Annotated in this window: 14 protein-coding genes; 6 read left to right on the top strand and 8 right to left on the bottom strand. The window is 67.9% G+C overall.

What is annotated here, in order from left to right:
• Nucleotides 1-4 precede the first annotated feature (4 nt).
• Genes FHY06_RS32065 through FHY06_RS32040 form a run of 6 tightly spaced genes read right to left on the bottom strand, consistent with a single transcriptional unit; the run spans nucleotide 5 to nucleotide 5,482 of the window.
• Complete coding sequence (locus FHY06_RS32065; RefSeq protein ID WP_019657106.1) at nucleotides 5-712, bottom strand: ABC transporter ATP-binding protein; 708 nt, start codon at nucleotides 710-712, stop codon at nucleotides 5-7.
• Nucleotides 702-1,436 (bottom strand): ABC transporter ATP-binding protein, encoded by a 735-nt coding sequence (locus FHY06_RS32060; RefSeq protein ID WP_019657105.1) that lies wholly within the window; start codon nucleotides 1,434-1,436, stop codon nucleotides 702-704. Before FHY06_RS32060 ends, FHY06_RS32065 begins: the two co-directional genes overlap by 11 nt.
• Nucleotides 1,433-2,491 (bottom strand): branched-chain amino acid ABC transporter permease, encoded by a 1,059-nt coding sequence (locus FHY06_RS32055; protein WP_019657104.1) that lies wholly within the window; start codon nucleotides 2,489-2,491, stop codon nucleotides 1,433-1,435. The genes FHY06_RS32060 and FHY06_RS32055 overlap by 4 nt, the downstream gene beginning before the upstream one ends.
• Nucleotides 2,491-3,372: a branched-chain amino acid ABC transporter permease gene (locus tag FHY06_RS32050; protein ID WP_184607432.1), complete on the bottom strand. Its 882-nt coding sequence runs from the start codon at nucleotides 3,370-3,372 to the stop codon at nucleotides 2,491-2,493. Before FHY06_RS32050 ends, FHY06_RS32055 begins: the two co-directional genes overlap by 1 nt.
• A 31-nt stretch (nucleotides 3,373-3,403) precedes the next feature.
• Nucleotides 3,404-4,651 carry an ABC transporter substrate-binding protein gene (locus FHY06_RS32045; protein WP_019657102.1) on the bottom strand — a complete coding sequence of 416 codons (1,248 nt, stop codon included), beginning with the start codon at nucleotides 4,649-4,651 and terminating at the stop codon, nucleotides 3,404-3,406.
• A gap of 45 nt (nucleotides 4,652-4,696) precedes the next feature.
• On the bottom strand, nucleotides 4,697-5,482 hold the full coding sequence (locus FHY06_RS32040; RefSeq protein ID WP_184607431.1) for a putative hydro-lyase: 786 nt from the start codon (nucleotides 5,480-5,482) through the stop codon (nucleotides 4,697-4,699).
• A 171-nt stretch (nucleotides 5,483-5,653) separates the two neighbouring features.
• On the opposite strand from FHY06_RS32040, the gene FHY06_RS32035 reads away from it, so the two are divergent.
• The 6 genes from FHY06_RS32035 (at nucleotide 5,654) to FHY06_RS32010 (ending at nucleotide 10,252) form a co-directional block, all read left to right on the top strand.
• Nucleotides 5,654-6,586, top strand: a complete 933-nt coding sequence (locus FHY06_RS32035) for a LysR family transcriptional regulator (RefSeq protein ID WP_184607430.1) — start codon at nucleotides 5,654-5,656, stop codon at nucleotides 6,584-6,586.
• A 153-nt stretch (nucleotides 6,587-6,739) separates the two neighbouring features.
• Nucleotides 6,740-8,134, top strand: coding sequence for an acetyl-CoA carboxylase biotin carboxylase subunit (locus FHY06_RS32030; RefSeq protein WP_184607429.1), 1,395 nt, complete (start codon nucleotides 6,740-6,742; stop codon nucleotides 8,132-8,134).
• On the top strand, nucleotides 8,131-8,874 hold the full coding sequence (pxpB, locus tag FHY06_RS32025) for a 5-oxoprolinase subunit PxpB (RefSeq protein ID WP_132801189.1): 744 nt from the start codon (nucleotides 8,131-8,133) through the stop codon (nucleotides 8,872-8,874). Before FHY06_RS32030 ends, pxpB begins: the two co-directional genes overlap by 4 nt.
• Nucleotides 8,871-9,848, top strand: coding sequence for a 5-oxoprolinase subunit C family protein (locus tag FHY06_RS32020; protein ID WP_184607428.1), 978 nt, complete (start codon nucleotides 8,871-8,873; stop codon nucleotides 9,846-9,848). The genes pxpB and FHY06_RS32020 overlap by 4 nt, the downstream gene beginning before the upstream one ends.
• Nucleotides 9,849-9,873: 25 nt before the next feature.
• Nucleotides 9,874-10,035, top strand: a complete 162-nt coding sequence (locus tag FHY06_RS32015) for a hypothetical protein (protein ID WP_184607427.1) — start codon at nucleotides 9,874-9,876, stop codon at nucleotides 10,033-10,035.
• Entirely contained in the window at nucleotides 10,028-10,252 is a 225-nt protein-coding gene (locus tag FHY06_RS32010) for an acyl-CoA carboxylase biotin carboxyl carrier protein subunit (RefSeq protein ID WP_184607426.1), read from the top strand. The genes FHY06_RS32015 and FHY06_RS32010 overlap by 8 nt, the downstream gene beginning before the upstream one ends.
• 85 nt (nucleotides 10,253-10,337) lie before the next feature.
• Here FHY06_RS32010 and FHY06_RS32005 read toward each other — a convergent pair whose 3' ends face one another.
• Both FHY06_RS32005 and xsc read right to left on the bottom strand, forming a co-directional pair.
• Nucleotides 10,338-11,540 carry an acetate/propionate family kinase gene (locus tag FHY06_RS32005; RefSeq protein ID WP_184607425.1) on the bottom strand — a complete coding sequence of 401 codons (1,203 nt, stop codon included), beginning with the start codon at nucleotides 11,538-11,540 and terminating at the stop codon, nucleotides 10,338-10,340.
• Between the two features lie 19 nt (nucleotides 11,541-11,559).
• Nucleotides 11,560-13,383 (bottom strand): sulfoacetaldehyde acetyltransferase, encoded by a 1,824-nt coding sequence (xsc, locus tag FHY06_RS32000; RefSeq protein WP_019657093.1) that lies wholly within the window; start codon nucleotides 13,381-13,383, stop codon nucleotides 11,560-11,562.
• Nucleotides 13,384-13,387: the final 4 nt, after the last annotated feature.

The raw sequence follows: 13,387 nt of genomic DNA, 5'->3' as shown, positions 1-13,387 counted from the left end.
GCCTCTAGATGCCCAGGTAGGCGCGACGCACTTCAGGGTTGTCGCGCACCTCGGCCGCCGTGCCGGACAGGATCACCCGCCCCGTCTGCAGCACGTACGCGCGTTCGGCGATCTGCAGGCTTTCGGCCAGGCGCTGCTCGACCAGCAACACGGTGACGCCGGCATCGCGGATGGCCACGACCGCGTCGAAGATCTCGTCGACCAGCTTGGGCATGATGCCCTGTGAAGGCTCGTCGAGCATCAGCAGGCGCGGACGGGTCATCAACGCACGGCCGATGGCCAGCATCTGCTGCTCGCCGCCGGAGAGCGTCTCGGCGCGCTGCGGCAGCCGTTCCTTCAGGCGCGGGAACAGCTTGAACACCATCTCCAGCGGCGCTTCGCGATCGGCCTTCTTGCGGTGCAGGTAGCTGCCCAGGCGCAGGTTGTCCGCCACCGACAGGCGCGGGAACAGGCGCTTGCTCTCGGGCACGAAGGCCAGCCCGCGCGCGGCGATCTGGTGACCCGGCAGCGCCTCGATGCGCTCGCCGGCGAAGCTGACTTCGCCCGAGCGCGGCTTCACCATGCCTATCAGCGACTGCAGCAGCGTGGACTTGCCCGCGCCGTTGGCGCCGGCGACGACGACGATCTCGCCCTCCTTCACCGAGATGGAGATGTCGGAGATGGCGACGAGCCCGGCATAGGCCGAAGTGAGCCCGCGGACTTCAAGCAGCATGGTGGCGCTCTCCCAGGTAGGCGGAAATGACGGCGGGGTCGCGCACGACGTCGCGCGGCGATCCTTCGGCGAGCACCTGCCCGAGGTTCAGGACCAGGGCCCGGTCCACCAGCGGCATGACGACTTCCATCACGTGCTCGACCATGACCACGGTGACTCCTGCATCGCGCACCTTGCGGATCAGCTCCACGCCCAGCCGCGCTTCGCTGGGCGTGAGGCCTGTCAGCACCTCGTCCAGCAGCAGGAGCTTCGGCCTGGTGGCCAGCGCGCGGGCCACCTCGAGGCGGCGTTTCTCCGGCGGGGTGAGCTGGTGGGTCGGGGTGTTGGCCTGGCGTGCCAGACCGGTGAACTCGAGCATCTCCAGCGCCGCGTGGCGGGCAGCCGACGCGCCGGCATGGCGCACGAAGCTGCCGATCATCACGTTCTCGACCACGCTCATCGAATCGAAGGACCGCGGCACCTGGTAGGTCCGGGCGATGCCCAGCGCGCAACGTCGCGTGGCGGGCAGCGCGGTGATGTCCCGCCCTTCGAAGTGGATGCTGCCGGAGGTAGGCGGCAAGGCACCCGCAATCAGGTTGAACAAGGTCGACTTGCCTGCCCCGTTGGGGCCGATCAGGCCGAGGATCTCACCCTTGCGGATCTGGGCATCGACGTTGGAGTTGGCCACCAGGCCGCCGAAGCGGCGCGTCACCTGGCGAGCCTGCAGGAGGATGTCGCCGCTCATGGCGCGACCTCCTTTCGGCGCCCCTGGCGCAGCGGCCACAGGCGGACCAGACCCTCCGGCTTGAGCAGCGCCACCGCCATGACGAGGCCGCCGTAGATCATCAGGTCGAGGCCCGAGCCCGAGCCGCCCATGTAGCTGCGCGAGAGCTCGGTCAGCGGAATCAGGATGACCGCGCCAAGCATCGGACCCCACAGCGTGCCGATGCCGCCCAGCACGACCGGCAGCACGATCAGCAGCGAGAAGCGGAACTGCAGCACGCTGTCCGGGTCGACGTAGGAAACGAAGGCCGCGTAGAAGCCCCCGCCCACGGCGGTAAGGAAGGCCGAGATGGCCGCTGCCGCCAGCTTGGAGCTGAGCACCGTCACGCCCAGGCTCTCGGCAGCCTCGGGGTTGTCCTTGACTGCACGCCACCAGTAGCCCCAGCGCGAGTCCTCGATCAGCCAGCAGATGAACCAGGTGAGCGCCAGCAGGCCGACCGCGAAGTGGATGTAGGGCGTCTTGTCGCGGGCGAATTGAAGGGTCGCCCAGCTGTCCTCGCCGAAGGGCCACTGGATGCCCGAAGCGCCGCCCAACCATTCCCAGTTGTGCACGATGAGCAGCCCCATCTCGGCGATCACGATGGTGGCGATGGAGAAGTAGTGCCCCTTCAGCCGGAAGCAGCCGTAGCCCAGAACCACCGCCAATGCCGCGGCCATCAGCCCGCCGCCCAGCATGCCGAACCAGGGCAGCAGGTTGAAGCCGACGTAGAGCTTGCTGGTGGCATAGGCACCCACTCCGAAGTACAGCGCGTGCCCCAGCGAGATCTGGCCGCAGTAGCCTCCGAGGATGTTCCAGGCCTGCGACAGGGCGGCGTACATCAAGGTGAGCACGATGACGTTTCGCAGATAGGCGTTCTGCACGACCAGCGGCGACAGCGCGGCCAGTACGAAGATCACCAGTGCAACGACGAGCTGCATGCGGCGGCGCCGGCCGAAGCTGTGCACCGCGTCGTCGGCGGCGTTCGTGGAAGCCGCCACGGCGGGTGCCGTGGTGGCAGCGAGGATCGTCGGTTGCATCAGAGTCTTCCGAAGAGGCCCTGCGGACGCAGGAAGATGATGGCCAGGTAGAGCACGTAGATGCCCATGGACTTCATGGCCGGCGGCAGTACGACGGCCGTCAGCGCCTCGACCAGGCCGACGACGATGCCAGCCGCGAAGGCGCCGAAGACGCTGCCGAAACCGCCGAGCGCCACGGTGATGTAGGCGATGGTGCCGAACGCGGCGCCGACTTGCGGATGGATGTAGTAGAAGGTGGAGAGCACCGCGCCCGCCACGCCGACCAGTGCCGCACCCATGCCCCAGCCCAGCGCGAAGACCCGGTTGCTGTCGATGCCGACCAGCGCCACGGCGCCCTTGTCTTCCCGCGTGGCTTCCAGCGCACGGCCGAAGTCGGAGTGTTTCATCAGCAGGTACAGGCCGCCGAAGGCGATCAGGGAAACCACCGCGCCGAACACCTGCGGCAACGGCAGGAACAGACCGCTCACCTCCAGCGTCTTGCCGCCGAGCCAGCCGTTGTCGCCGATGTTGCGGTAGTCGGGCGTGAAGAAGAACTGCGCAGCGCCCTGGATCAGCGTGGCCAGGCCGAAGGTGGCAAAGATCTGCACCATGCCGGCGTTGACCTTCACCCGCAGCGCATGGCGCACCACGCCGAAGTAGACGCTGGCCCCGAAGATGAACATCACGGCCGCCACGAGCGGCAGGGCCAGCACGGGGTCGATGTGGAAGAAGACGAAACACCCGAAGGTGGCGTACATGGCCAGCATCATGAATTCGCCATGGGCGAAGTTCACGACGTCCATCAGCCCGAAGATGAGAGACAGGCCCACGGCGACCATGCCGTAGATCAGCCCCATCAGCAGGCCGCTGGCCAGGATCTGCATCAATGCGGAAGCGGTCATGGTGCGAACGGCGGCGTTGCGAACAAGGCGCTCAGGCGTTCATCGGCCACGCCAGCTTGGCAGTGGCGACCTCGAACGGATACACGGTGACGAAGCGGCCCTTGGTCCACTGGATCAGCACCGGGTTGGCGAACGTGTTCTGGCCGGTGGCATCGAACTTCACGCGCGACCACGGCATGATGGTTTTCTCGCCCGGGATGTCGGTGGCGGCGAGCGCATCGCGGATCTTGCGCGGGTCGACCGATCCGGCGCGGTCGATCGCTTCGGCCAGCACCATCAGGGCGCTGAACTGGCGGGATGTCTGGTCGTTCATGTCGCGGCCGGCCTTGGCCTTGAACATCGCATTCACGGCCTTCGCAGAGGCGCGCTTCTCGCCCATGTCCTCGGAGAAGCTCGCGCGGCTGATCATCCCGACCAGCTTGTCGCCGACCGCGTCGAGCGCCGGCTTTTCGACGAAGCCCGCGGCCTGCGCAACGATGTTGCGCGGCTTGTAGCCCAGCGACGCCATCGTGTTGGTCAGCAGGATTGCGTCGGTGGTGTAGCTCGATGGCATGAGCACGTCCGGATTGGCGTTCTTGATCTGCTGCACTTCCGCGGTCAGCGACGGAGAGTTGTTGCGGTACTTGATGTCGCAGGCGATCTTGTAGCCGCGATCGGTGGCGAGCTTGCGCTGCACGGTGGAGGAGTCAGTGCCGAAGATGGTGTCTTCGTAGAAGAGTCCCACCGAGCCGATCTTCTGGCCCTTGGCCTTGAGCGCATCCATGAAATCGAACATCGCTTCGGAGAACATCTCGTCGTGCGCCGCCGTGCGGAAGAAGAACTTCAGGTTGCGGCGGCTCAGGCTGGGCGAGGAGGAATCGGCGCAGACGAAGGGCACGCCGTAGCGCTCGCAGGTCGCGCTGACCGTGGTGGACACCGACGAGTGATAGCAGCCCACGATGGCGCAGACGCCGTCCTGCGTGATGAGGCGCTCGGCCTCCGAGCGGCCCTTCTGCGGATCGGCCTGGTGGTCGGCATAGACCACGCGCACCTTGGCGCCGCCCAGGTTGGCCAGGCCGGCATTCCTGGCGGTCGGCAGGTCGAGCGCACTGGCGTTGTTGATGATGTCCAGCGCGGTCTCGAAGGCCTGCTTGGCGTCGATGCCGACCTGCGCGCTGGAACCGGTCAGCGGATAGATCGCGCCGACGACGACCTCCTTGCCCTGGGCCAGCGCCTCGGTCCATGCGCCCTGAAGAACGGCCGCTGCGCCCGCGCCGAGAAGAACTTGCCTGCGTTTCATCGAATGACTCCTGGTGAGGATGGGTGACGGAATCGGAGAGCCGCTTCAGAACACCGCGAGGTGGCTGTTGCGGACGTCGGTGACCAGCATGTGGCCGGGCTTGTGGGTGATCGCAAAGGGCAGGCGGGCCGAACGAATCGCCTGCTGCGGCGTGACCCCGCACGCCCAGAAGACGGGAATCTCGCCGGGACGGATCTCCGCGGCCTCGCCGTAGTCGGGCGCGTCGATGTCGGCGATGCCGATCTCGGCCGGATTGCCCAGGTGCACCGGCGCGCCGTGCGTGCTGGGAAAGCGCGACGTGATCTGCACGGCGCGAATGGCCTGCGCCGCCGTCATGGGCCGCATGCTGACCACGCCCATGCCGCCGAAGCGTCCGGCGGTACCGTTGGGGCGGTTGGTGTCGTACATCGGAACGGTGGTGTTCTGCTCGATGTGGCGAACGGGCACGCCGCCTTCCAGCAGCGCCTCCTCGAAGGACAGCGAGCAACCGATGACGAAGCCGACGAGGTCATCGCGCCAGAGTTCGCGCAGATGGGGCACTTCGGCGACCTTCTCGCCATCGCGGAAGAGGCAGTAGCCAGGAACGTCGGTGCGCAGGTCGATGTCCTCGCCGAGCTCCGGCACGGCCGGATCGCCGACCTTGGTGATGCCGATCACCGGGCACGACTTCGGGTTCAGCCGAGCGAAGCGCAGGAACTCGTCGGCGTACTCGCCGGGCATGATCGCGAGGTTCCCCTGGGTGTAGCCTGGGCACTGCCCGGCGGTCTGTGCGGTGAACCGGCCGGCACGTACGAGCTGCCTGAAGGCAAGGGGCGAAGAAGCGACGGTCATGGCGTTTCGGCGTGTGAGCAAGGAAGTTGCTTACTTTATGAAGCGTGCAGGTCCACCGTCCATCGAAGAATTGTCGAAGCAGCTGTTCAGAAGACTTGAACAGCAGCGCACAACAATCGAACACGGCCCACCAAGACGGAGCGCTGCACGCACTCATTTGGAATACCGACGATGAACACCCGTTTCGTGGAAACCTTCATTCTTCTGGCCCGCATCGGCAGCGTCCGCCGGGTCGCGGAGGTCATGCACACCACGCCTGGCGCCATCTCGATGCGCCTGCGCTCGCTGGAAGAGGAGCTGGGGGTGTCGCTGTTCCTGTACGACGGCAGGAGCATGACCCTGACGGAGCAGGGAGCACGGCTGGTACAGCCCGCCGAGTCGCTGCTGGAGACCACGCGCAAGATGGAGGCCGCCGCGCGCGACACCGGCGCAGAGATCGGCGGGCGCGTGCGCGTGGGCATCATCGAGACGGTCGTGCATACCTGCCTGCCCGACCTGATGAAGCTCATGCGCTCCAGCCTTCCCGGCGTCGAGCTCGACCTGCAGGTGGACCTCACCGTGAACCTCGCCGAACAGATGCTGTCGGGCAACCTCGACCTGGTGATGCGCGTATCCAGTGCCGTGCATCCCTCCCACGCCACCGTGGAAGACCTGATGATGCTGCCCGTCCACTGGGTGGCCCGCAAGGGGTTGCTCCCGAGGCGGGACCTGCAGCACAGCGTGCTGCGCCAGCAGCTGCTGACGCAGGTGCGCGGCACACAGCCCTACCTGGATGCGATGAACGTCATCCAGCAGATGGCGGGCCGCCAGGGCGTGGCGCTGAGCGAACTGCGGGTGTCGGCGGCGCCCAGCATCACCGCCCAGCTGGCGCTGACGCGCGAAGGCGTGGGCGTGGCGCTCGTGCCGGGCATCTTCGTGAAGGAACAGATCGAGCGCGGCGACCTGGTCGAGCTCGACCTTCCGCCGCTGCCGGCTTTCAAGATGTCGCTCTGGTACCCATGGAATGCCGCACCCCTGGTGGTGCGCACCGCCGAGGTCCTGCGCAAGGGAGCGCGCAACTTCTGCAGGCGCCACGATGCACGCTGGGTGACCCTGCTGGCCTGAACCGGGGCGGGGACGGACAGGCAGACAAAGGGGTGCGTCGGCGCGTGTTGCCACCTGTTCAATATTCCTGAATGGATCGGCGCAAAAGTTCTGGGTTGGCAATGCAGGCGGCCATTCCTAGACTGCCTCCTCCTTTCATTCACGACCGCCAACGTGTTCCAGAAGATCCTCATTGCCAACCGGGGAGAGATTGCCTGCCGCATCATCCGGGCCTGCCGCCAGTTGGGCATCGCCACCATCGCGGTCCATTCTGATGCGGACGCCGATGCACTGCACGTGGAGCTCGCCGACATCGCCGTGCCCATCGGCGCGGCTGCGGCCTCGCAGAGCTACCTCGACGCGGACAAGGTGCTGCAGGCCGCCCTCGAACACGGCGCGCAGGCCGTGCATCCCGGCTATGGCTTCCTGTCGGAGAACGCTGCCTTCGCCAGGGCGGTGCTGGCGGCCGGCATGGCCTGGATCGGCCCCGATCCGCAGACCATCACCGACATGGGCGACAAGGCCCGCGCGCGCCGGATCGCCGTGGACAGCGGCGTGCCGGTGCTGCCCGGAAGCAGCAGTCTTGCCCAGGGCGACCCCGCAAGCTGGCACGTGGAAGCTGCACGCGTGGGGTACCCGCTGCTTGTGAAAGCGGTCGGCGGGGGCGGCGGCATCGGCATGAAGCGCGTCGACGGCGCCGACGCGTTGCAGGCCACCATCGAGTCGGCGCAGACGATGGCGCAGAAGGCATTCGGGCAATCCGATGTCTACCTGGAGCGCTACGTTGCCCGCGCCCGTCACATCGAGATCCAGGTCTTCGGCTACGGCGACGGCCGGGCCGTCCATCTGTTCGAGCGCGAATGCTCGGTGCAGCGGCGGTTCCAGAAGATCGTCGAGGAATGCCCCGCGCCGCACCTGCCCGCCGGAGTGCGCACCGCCATGGCCGATGCGGCCGTCGCACTTGCATGCAGCCAGCGCTATGCAGGCGCGGGCACCGTCGAGTTCATCGTCGATGCAGCCACGCACGAATTTTTCTTCCTGGAGATGAACACCCGCATCCAGGTCGAGCACGCAGTGACCGAGGCCTTCACCGGCTGGGATCTGGTGCAGGCCCAGATCCGGCTGGCCGCGGGTGAGTTGCCGACCATGAAGCAAGACGACATCCGCGGCAGCGGAGCAGCCATCGAGTGCCGGCTCTATGCCGAGAACCCGCGCAGGAACTTCATGCCTTCGCCCGGGCTGCTCAAGCGCCTCGTGCTGCCGGCCGCATCCACCCGATTGCGCATCGACTGCGGCGTGCGCCAGGGCGATGCCGTCACGCCCTACTACGACCCGATGATCGCCAAGCTCATCTCGCACGGCCCCGATCGCGAGACCGCGATCGCCGTCATGCGGCTCGCCCTGCAGGCGCTCGAGATCGAAGGCATCCAGCACAACGGGGCGTTCCTCCAGGCCTTGCTCGACCATCCCGCCTTCGTGGCCGGTGAGATGGACACCGGTTTCGTCGAGCGCGAACGCGGCGCCGTTCTCGAGGCCATGGAAGCCCGCGCGGCGCAGGCGACGTCATGAGCGTCTTGTCTGCCCCCGCAGCACGCATCGAGCCACTTGGCGACAGCGCGCTGCGCATCGTCCTCGGCGACACGCTGGACCCTGTCGTCAACCGCCGCGTCTGCGCGCTGGCCGACCGCATCGCCGTCGCGCTCGCCGCCGGCCGCCTGCCGGGGGTGACCGATGTGCTGCCGGCCTTCAGCGTGGTCGGCGTGCACTACCGCGCCGACGCCATTCCCACCGATGGCAACGAAAGCCCTTTCGCAGCGCTGTTGCGCCTGCTGTCGCCCTTGCTGCCCGAGCGCGAAGGGCTGTCCATCGGCGCCACCGACCGGCTGATCGAGATCCCCGTGTGCTATGGCGGCGAGTTCGGTCCCGACCTCGAGGAGACCTCCGCCGCCTGTGGCATGACGCCGGACGAACTCATCGCCCTGCACCAGAACCCCAGCGAAGAGCAGCGCGTCTACATGATCGGGTTCGCGCCCGGCAACCCCTACGTGGGCCGGCTCGATCCGGCGCTGGCCATCCCCCGCCGCGCGACGCCGCGCACCCACATGCCGATGGGCACCGTGTGCATCGCCAACCGGCAGACCGTGGTCTACCCGGTGGCCGCACCCGGCGGATGGCACATGATCGGTCGCACCCCGCTGCGGCTGTTCGATCCCGCGCGCGCCGAACCATGCATGCTGCGCCCCGGCGACCGCATCCGGTTCAAGGCGATCGACCCCGACAGCTTCGCCCGCGCCATGGAGGCCGCATGAGTCTCGAAGTGGTCAAGCCGGGCTTGCTGAGCACCTTCCAGGACCTGGGGCGCATCGGCTCGCAGGCCATCGGCATGCCGGTGTGCGGCGCCATGGACCCGCTGTCGCACGGCATCGCCAACCTGATCGCCGGCAACACCGCCGAAGAAGCCACGCTCGAGATCACGCTGATGGGGCCCTCGCTGCGCTTCGGCCGCGACAGCCTCATCGCGCTCGCCGGCGCGGACCTGAGCCCTACCCTGCAGCCTGCCGGCACCGACGCCGCCACGCCGATCCCGATGCTGCAGCCCGTGCATGTGCCGGCTGGCGCACTGCTGCAGTTCGGCAAACGCCGCGGCGGCCTGCGCAGCTACCTTGCGCTGGCCGGCGGCTTCGGCCTGCCGGCTGCGATGGGCAGCCGCAGCACCTACCTACGCGGCGCACTCGGCGGCTTTCAGGGACGCGCGCTCCGCAAGGGCGATGTCATTGCCCTGCCGGCCTTCACGCCTGGCGCACCGACCGTCGTCACGCCCACCGCGAGCGCTCTGCTGCACGGCTTGCTGGAGCGCGGTGCGGCAGGCGCCACGGTCCGCATCGTCGAGGGACCGGAATGGCCCCAGTTCACCGACGTGTCGCACCGCACCCTGCTGTCCGAGGACTACCGCATCGGCTCGCAGTCGGACCGCATGGGCTACCGGCTCGAAGGGCCCGCGCTGCAGCGCACCGCACCGCGCGACATGTTGTCCGAGGCGGTCGCCTTCGGCACGATGCAGGTTCCGCCGGACGGCCAGCCCATCGTGCTGATGGCCGACCGCCAGACCAGCGGCGGCTACCCGCGCATCGCCCAGGTCGCGGGCGTCGACCTGCCCTTGCTGGCCCAGCGCATGCCGGGCGAATCGATCCGCTTCGAGCGCATCGCGCTGGAAGCCGCCCAGCGGCTGCTACAGCGCCGCGCCTCGGCCATGGCGAGCCTGGCCCAGGCGCTGCGCGCCTAGCCCAGTGCAATACGGAGAGATCACGATGAACGTCGAACTCGCGGCACTGAAGCACCCGAGTTCGGCCTGCATCGCCCTCGACTTCCCCATCGGCGGCATCGACCTCCCCCACCGCGACCCGCAGCCTGGCCGCCGCGGTCCTTTTTCCCTCGTCCTCCCATTCCTGAAAGAAGCCCAAGATGCGTGATGTGTCCCTGACGTCCGACGTGACCGGATCGGTCTGGAAAGTGCTCGTCGCGCCAGGGGAGCGGGTCCAGAACGGGCAACCGCTCGTCGTCGTCGAATCCATGAAGATGGAGATCGAGATGCTGGCACCGGCAGACGCCGTGGTCACCTCCATCCTCGTGCGGGAGGGCCAGATGGTCGAAGAAGACCAAGCCCTGCTCCTGTTGTGCTCCACCTGAGTTCGTCGGCAAGATGACGCGCCACTGAACTCCCGGGCGGCGCGCTCCTTGCAGCGATCAGATCGAAGAGACGAGAGCGCGCCCTTCAGCCGGCGGCCCGCAGCACGCGCGCCGTGTGCCTGGCGATCACCGCTTCCTCGTCGGTACGCAGCACCCACGCACTGACGGGACTCTCGGCCGTCGTCAGCCGTGCCGCCCCGCTGCGGTTGGCTGCGGCGTCGACATTCACGCCCATCCACTCGCAATCTTCGAGGATGCGCTCGCGCAGAGCGGCCCCGTTCTCGCCGATGCCACCGGTGAACACGATGGCATCGACGCCGCGCAGTGCAGCCGCGAGGCCGCCCATGTGCTGCACCACCTGCTCGGCGAAGTGGCCGATGGCCTCGACGGCGGCAGGCTCGGCCGAAGCCTCCAGCACGCGCATGTCGCTGGACACGCCCGAGATGCCGAGCAGTCCCGATCGGCGGAACAGCAGCGCCTCGACCTCGTCGGCCGACATGCCGCGCGCGCGCATCAGGTAGAGGACGACGGCCGCGTCGAGGTGGCCGCAGCGCGTGCCCATCGTGAGGCCGTCGAGCGGAGAGAAGGTCATCGTCGTCGCGACCGATCGGCCTTGTGCGATCGCGCACATCGAGGCGCCGTTGCCCAGGTGCGCGACGATCACGCGCCGCTGCGCGAGTTCGGGTGCGATGCCGGCGAACTGCGCGACGATGGATTCATAGGAAAGGCCGTGGAAGCCGTAGCGACGCACACCTGCGTCGTGCAACTCGCGCGGCAGCGCGAAGCGGCGGTTGACCTCGGGCTGCACCGCATGGAAGGCGGTGTCGAAGCACGCCACCTGCGGGACGCCATCGAAGGCGGCCATCGCTGCACGCACGCCTGCGAGGTTGTGCGGCTGGTGCAGCGGCGCCAGTGGTTCGAGCTTGGCCAGCGCTTCGAGCACGCCGTCATCGATGCGCACCGGCGCCACGAAATCCGCGCCGCCATGCACGATGCGATGGCCCACTGCCGCGATGCGCCCTGCTCCCGATTGCTTCGCATGCCAGTCCAGCAGCGCCGCGAGCGCCCCCTGGTGCGAGGCCTGCGCGCCTTCGAGCGGCACGTCGTGCAGCGTCTGCCCGTCGGCATCGCGTATGCGAAGCCGCGCTTTCAGGCCTGCGCCCAGCCCGTCGGCCTGCCCCGACCAGCGCGCCGCCGGCAACGCGGAGCCGCCATCGACGGCCGCATCGAACAGCGCGACCTTGATCGACGACGAACCCGCGTTGAGCGTCAGCAGCGAACCGGTCATGGGGTGCAATGGGTGGCGTTCAGACGTAGTCCTTGTACTTGTCGAGGAATCGTACCGGCTTCGACAGCGCATCGCGGCGGAACGGGTCGCCCAGCTCGCGCGTGCACATGATCTCGATCACGCAGGTCTTGCGCTCGTTCATCTGCATGTCGATGGCTTTCTTCAGCGCCGGGCCCACGTCCTCGAGCCTGTCGACCACGATGCCCTCGGCGCCCATGGCCTTGGCGATGCCCGCGAAGCTCTCGCTCTCGAGCTCGCCGGCCACGAAGCGGCGGTTGTAGAAGTCGACCTGGTTCTTCTTCTCGGCGCCCCACTGGCGGTTGTGGAAGACCACCGCCGTCACCGGGATGTCGTGGCGCACGGCCGTCATGATCTCGACCATGCTCATGCCCCACGCGCCGTCGCCGGCATAGGCCACGGCCGGGCGGTCGGGCGCCGCGCACTTGGCGCCGATCATGGTGGGCAGCGAGTAGCCGCAGTTGCCGAAGCTCATCGGCGCGAAGAAGCTGCGCGGTTCCTCGAAGCGCAGGTAGCTGTTGGCGATGGCATTGATGTTGCCGATGTCGGTGGAGACCATCACGCGCGGCGGCATGGCCTTCTCGAGCTCGCGCAGCACCTGGCGAGGATGCAAGTAGCTGCCGCCGGTGGGCGTCTTCTCGCCCTTGGCTTCCTCGATGACGTCGAGGCTGAACTGGTCGCGCTCGTGGGTCCACTCGTCGAGCTCCTTCTCCCACGCGACCTTCTCGGCCTTGATCTTGTCGGCGCGCTCGGCCTTGGTGGCGTCGCAGGCCAGCGTCTTGCCCTGCAGGCGCTTGAGCAGTTCCTTCGCGGTGGCCTTGGCGTCGCCGTGGATGCCGACGGTGATCTTCTTCACCAGGCCCAGGTTGGTGTGGTCGGCCTCGACCTGGATGATCTTCGCCTCCTTCGGCCAGTAGTCCATGCCGTGCTGCGGCAGCGTGCCGAACGGGCCCATGCGCGAGCCGAGCGCGAGCACCACGTCGGCCTGCGCGATCAGCTTCATCGCGGCCTTGGAGCCCTGGTAGCCGAGCGGGCCAGCCCACAGCGGGTGGCTCGCGGGGAAGGAGTCGTTGCGCAGGTAGCCGTTGGCCACCGGCGCGCCCAGGCGCTCGGCAAGGGCCTTGCACTCCTCCACCGCGTCGCCCATGACCACGCCGCCGCCGGAAAGGATCACCGGGAATTTCGCGGAGGCCAGCAGCTCGACAGCCGCCTCCAGGCTCTGCTCGCCGCCCGCGCCGCGCTCCACGCGCATGGGCTTCGGAATCTCGCACTGGATCTCGCCGTAGAAGTAGTCGCGCGGAATGTTCAGCTGCGTCGGGCCCATCTCGGAGATGGCGCGGTCGAAGCAGCGCGCCGTGTACTCGGCCATGCGCTTGGGGTTGTTGACGTGGCCCTGGTACTTGGTGAACTCCTGGAACATCGGCAGCTGGTTGGCTTCCTGGAAGCCGCCCAGGCCCATGCCCATGGTGCCGGTCTCGGGCGTGACGATGACCACCGGGCTGTGCGCCCAGTAGGCGGCCGCGATGGCCGTCACGCAGTTGCTGATGCCGGGGCCGTTCTGGCCGATGACCAGGCCGTGGCGGCCCGACACGCGCGCATAGCCGTCGGCCATGTGGGCGCCGCCCTGCTCGTGCACCACCGGGATCAGCCGGATGCCGGCGGGCGCGAAGATGTCCATCGCGTCCATGAAGGCCGAGCCCATGATGCCGAAGATGTCGGTCACGCCGTTGGCGACCATGGTCTCGACGAAGGCCTCGGAGGGCGTCATCTTCTGCACGCCCTTGACGGCTTCGCGTGCGGGGGCGGCGGCTGGCTTCTGGCTCATGGGG

It is taken from the genome of Variovorax atrisoli (assembly GCF_014195185.1).
GTDB lineage: Bacteria > Pseudomonadota > Gammaproteobacteria > Burkholderiales > Burkholderiaceae_C > Variovorax > Variovorax atrisoli.
The sequence above is the reverse complement of the archived record's forward strand: the minus strand, read 5'-3'. Positions and strand labels throughout refer to the sequence as shown.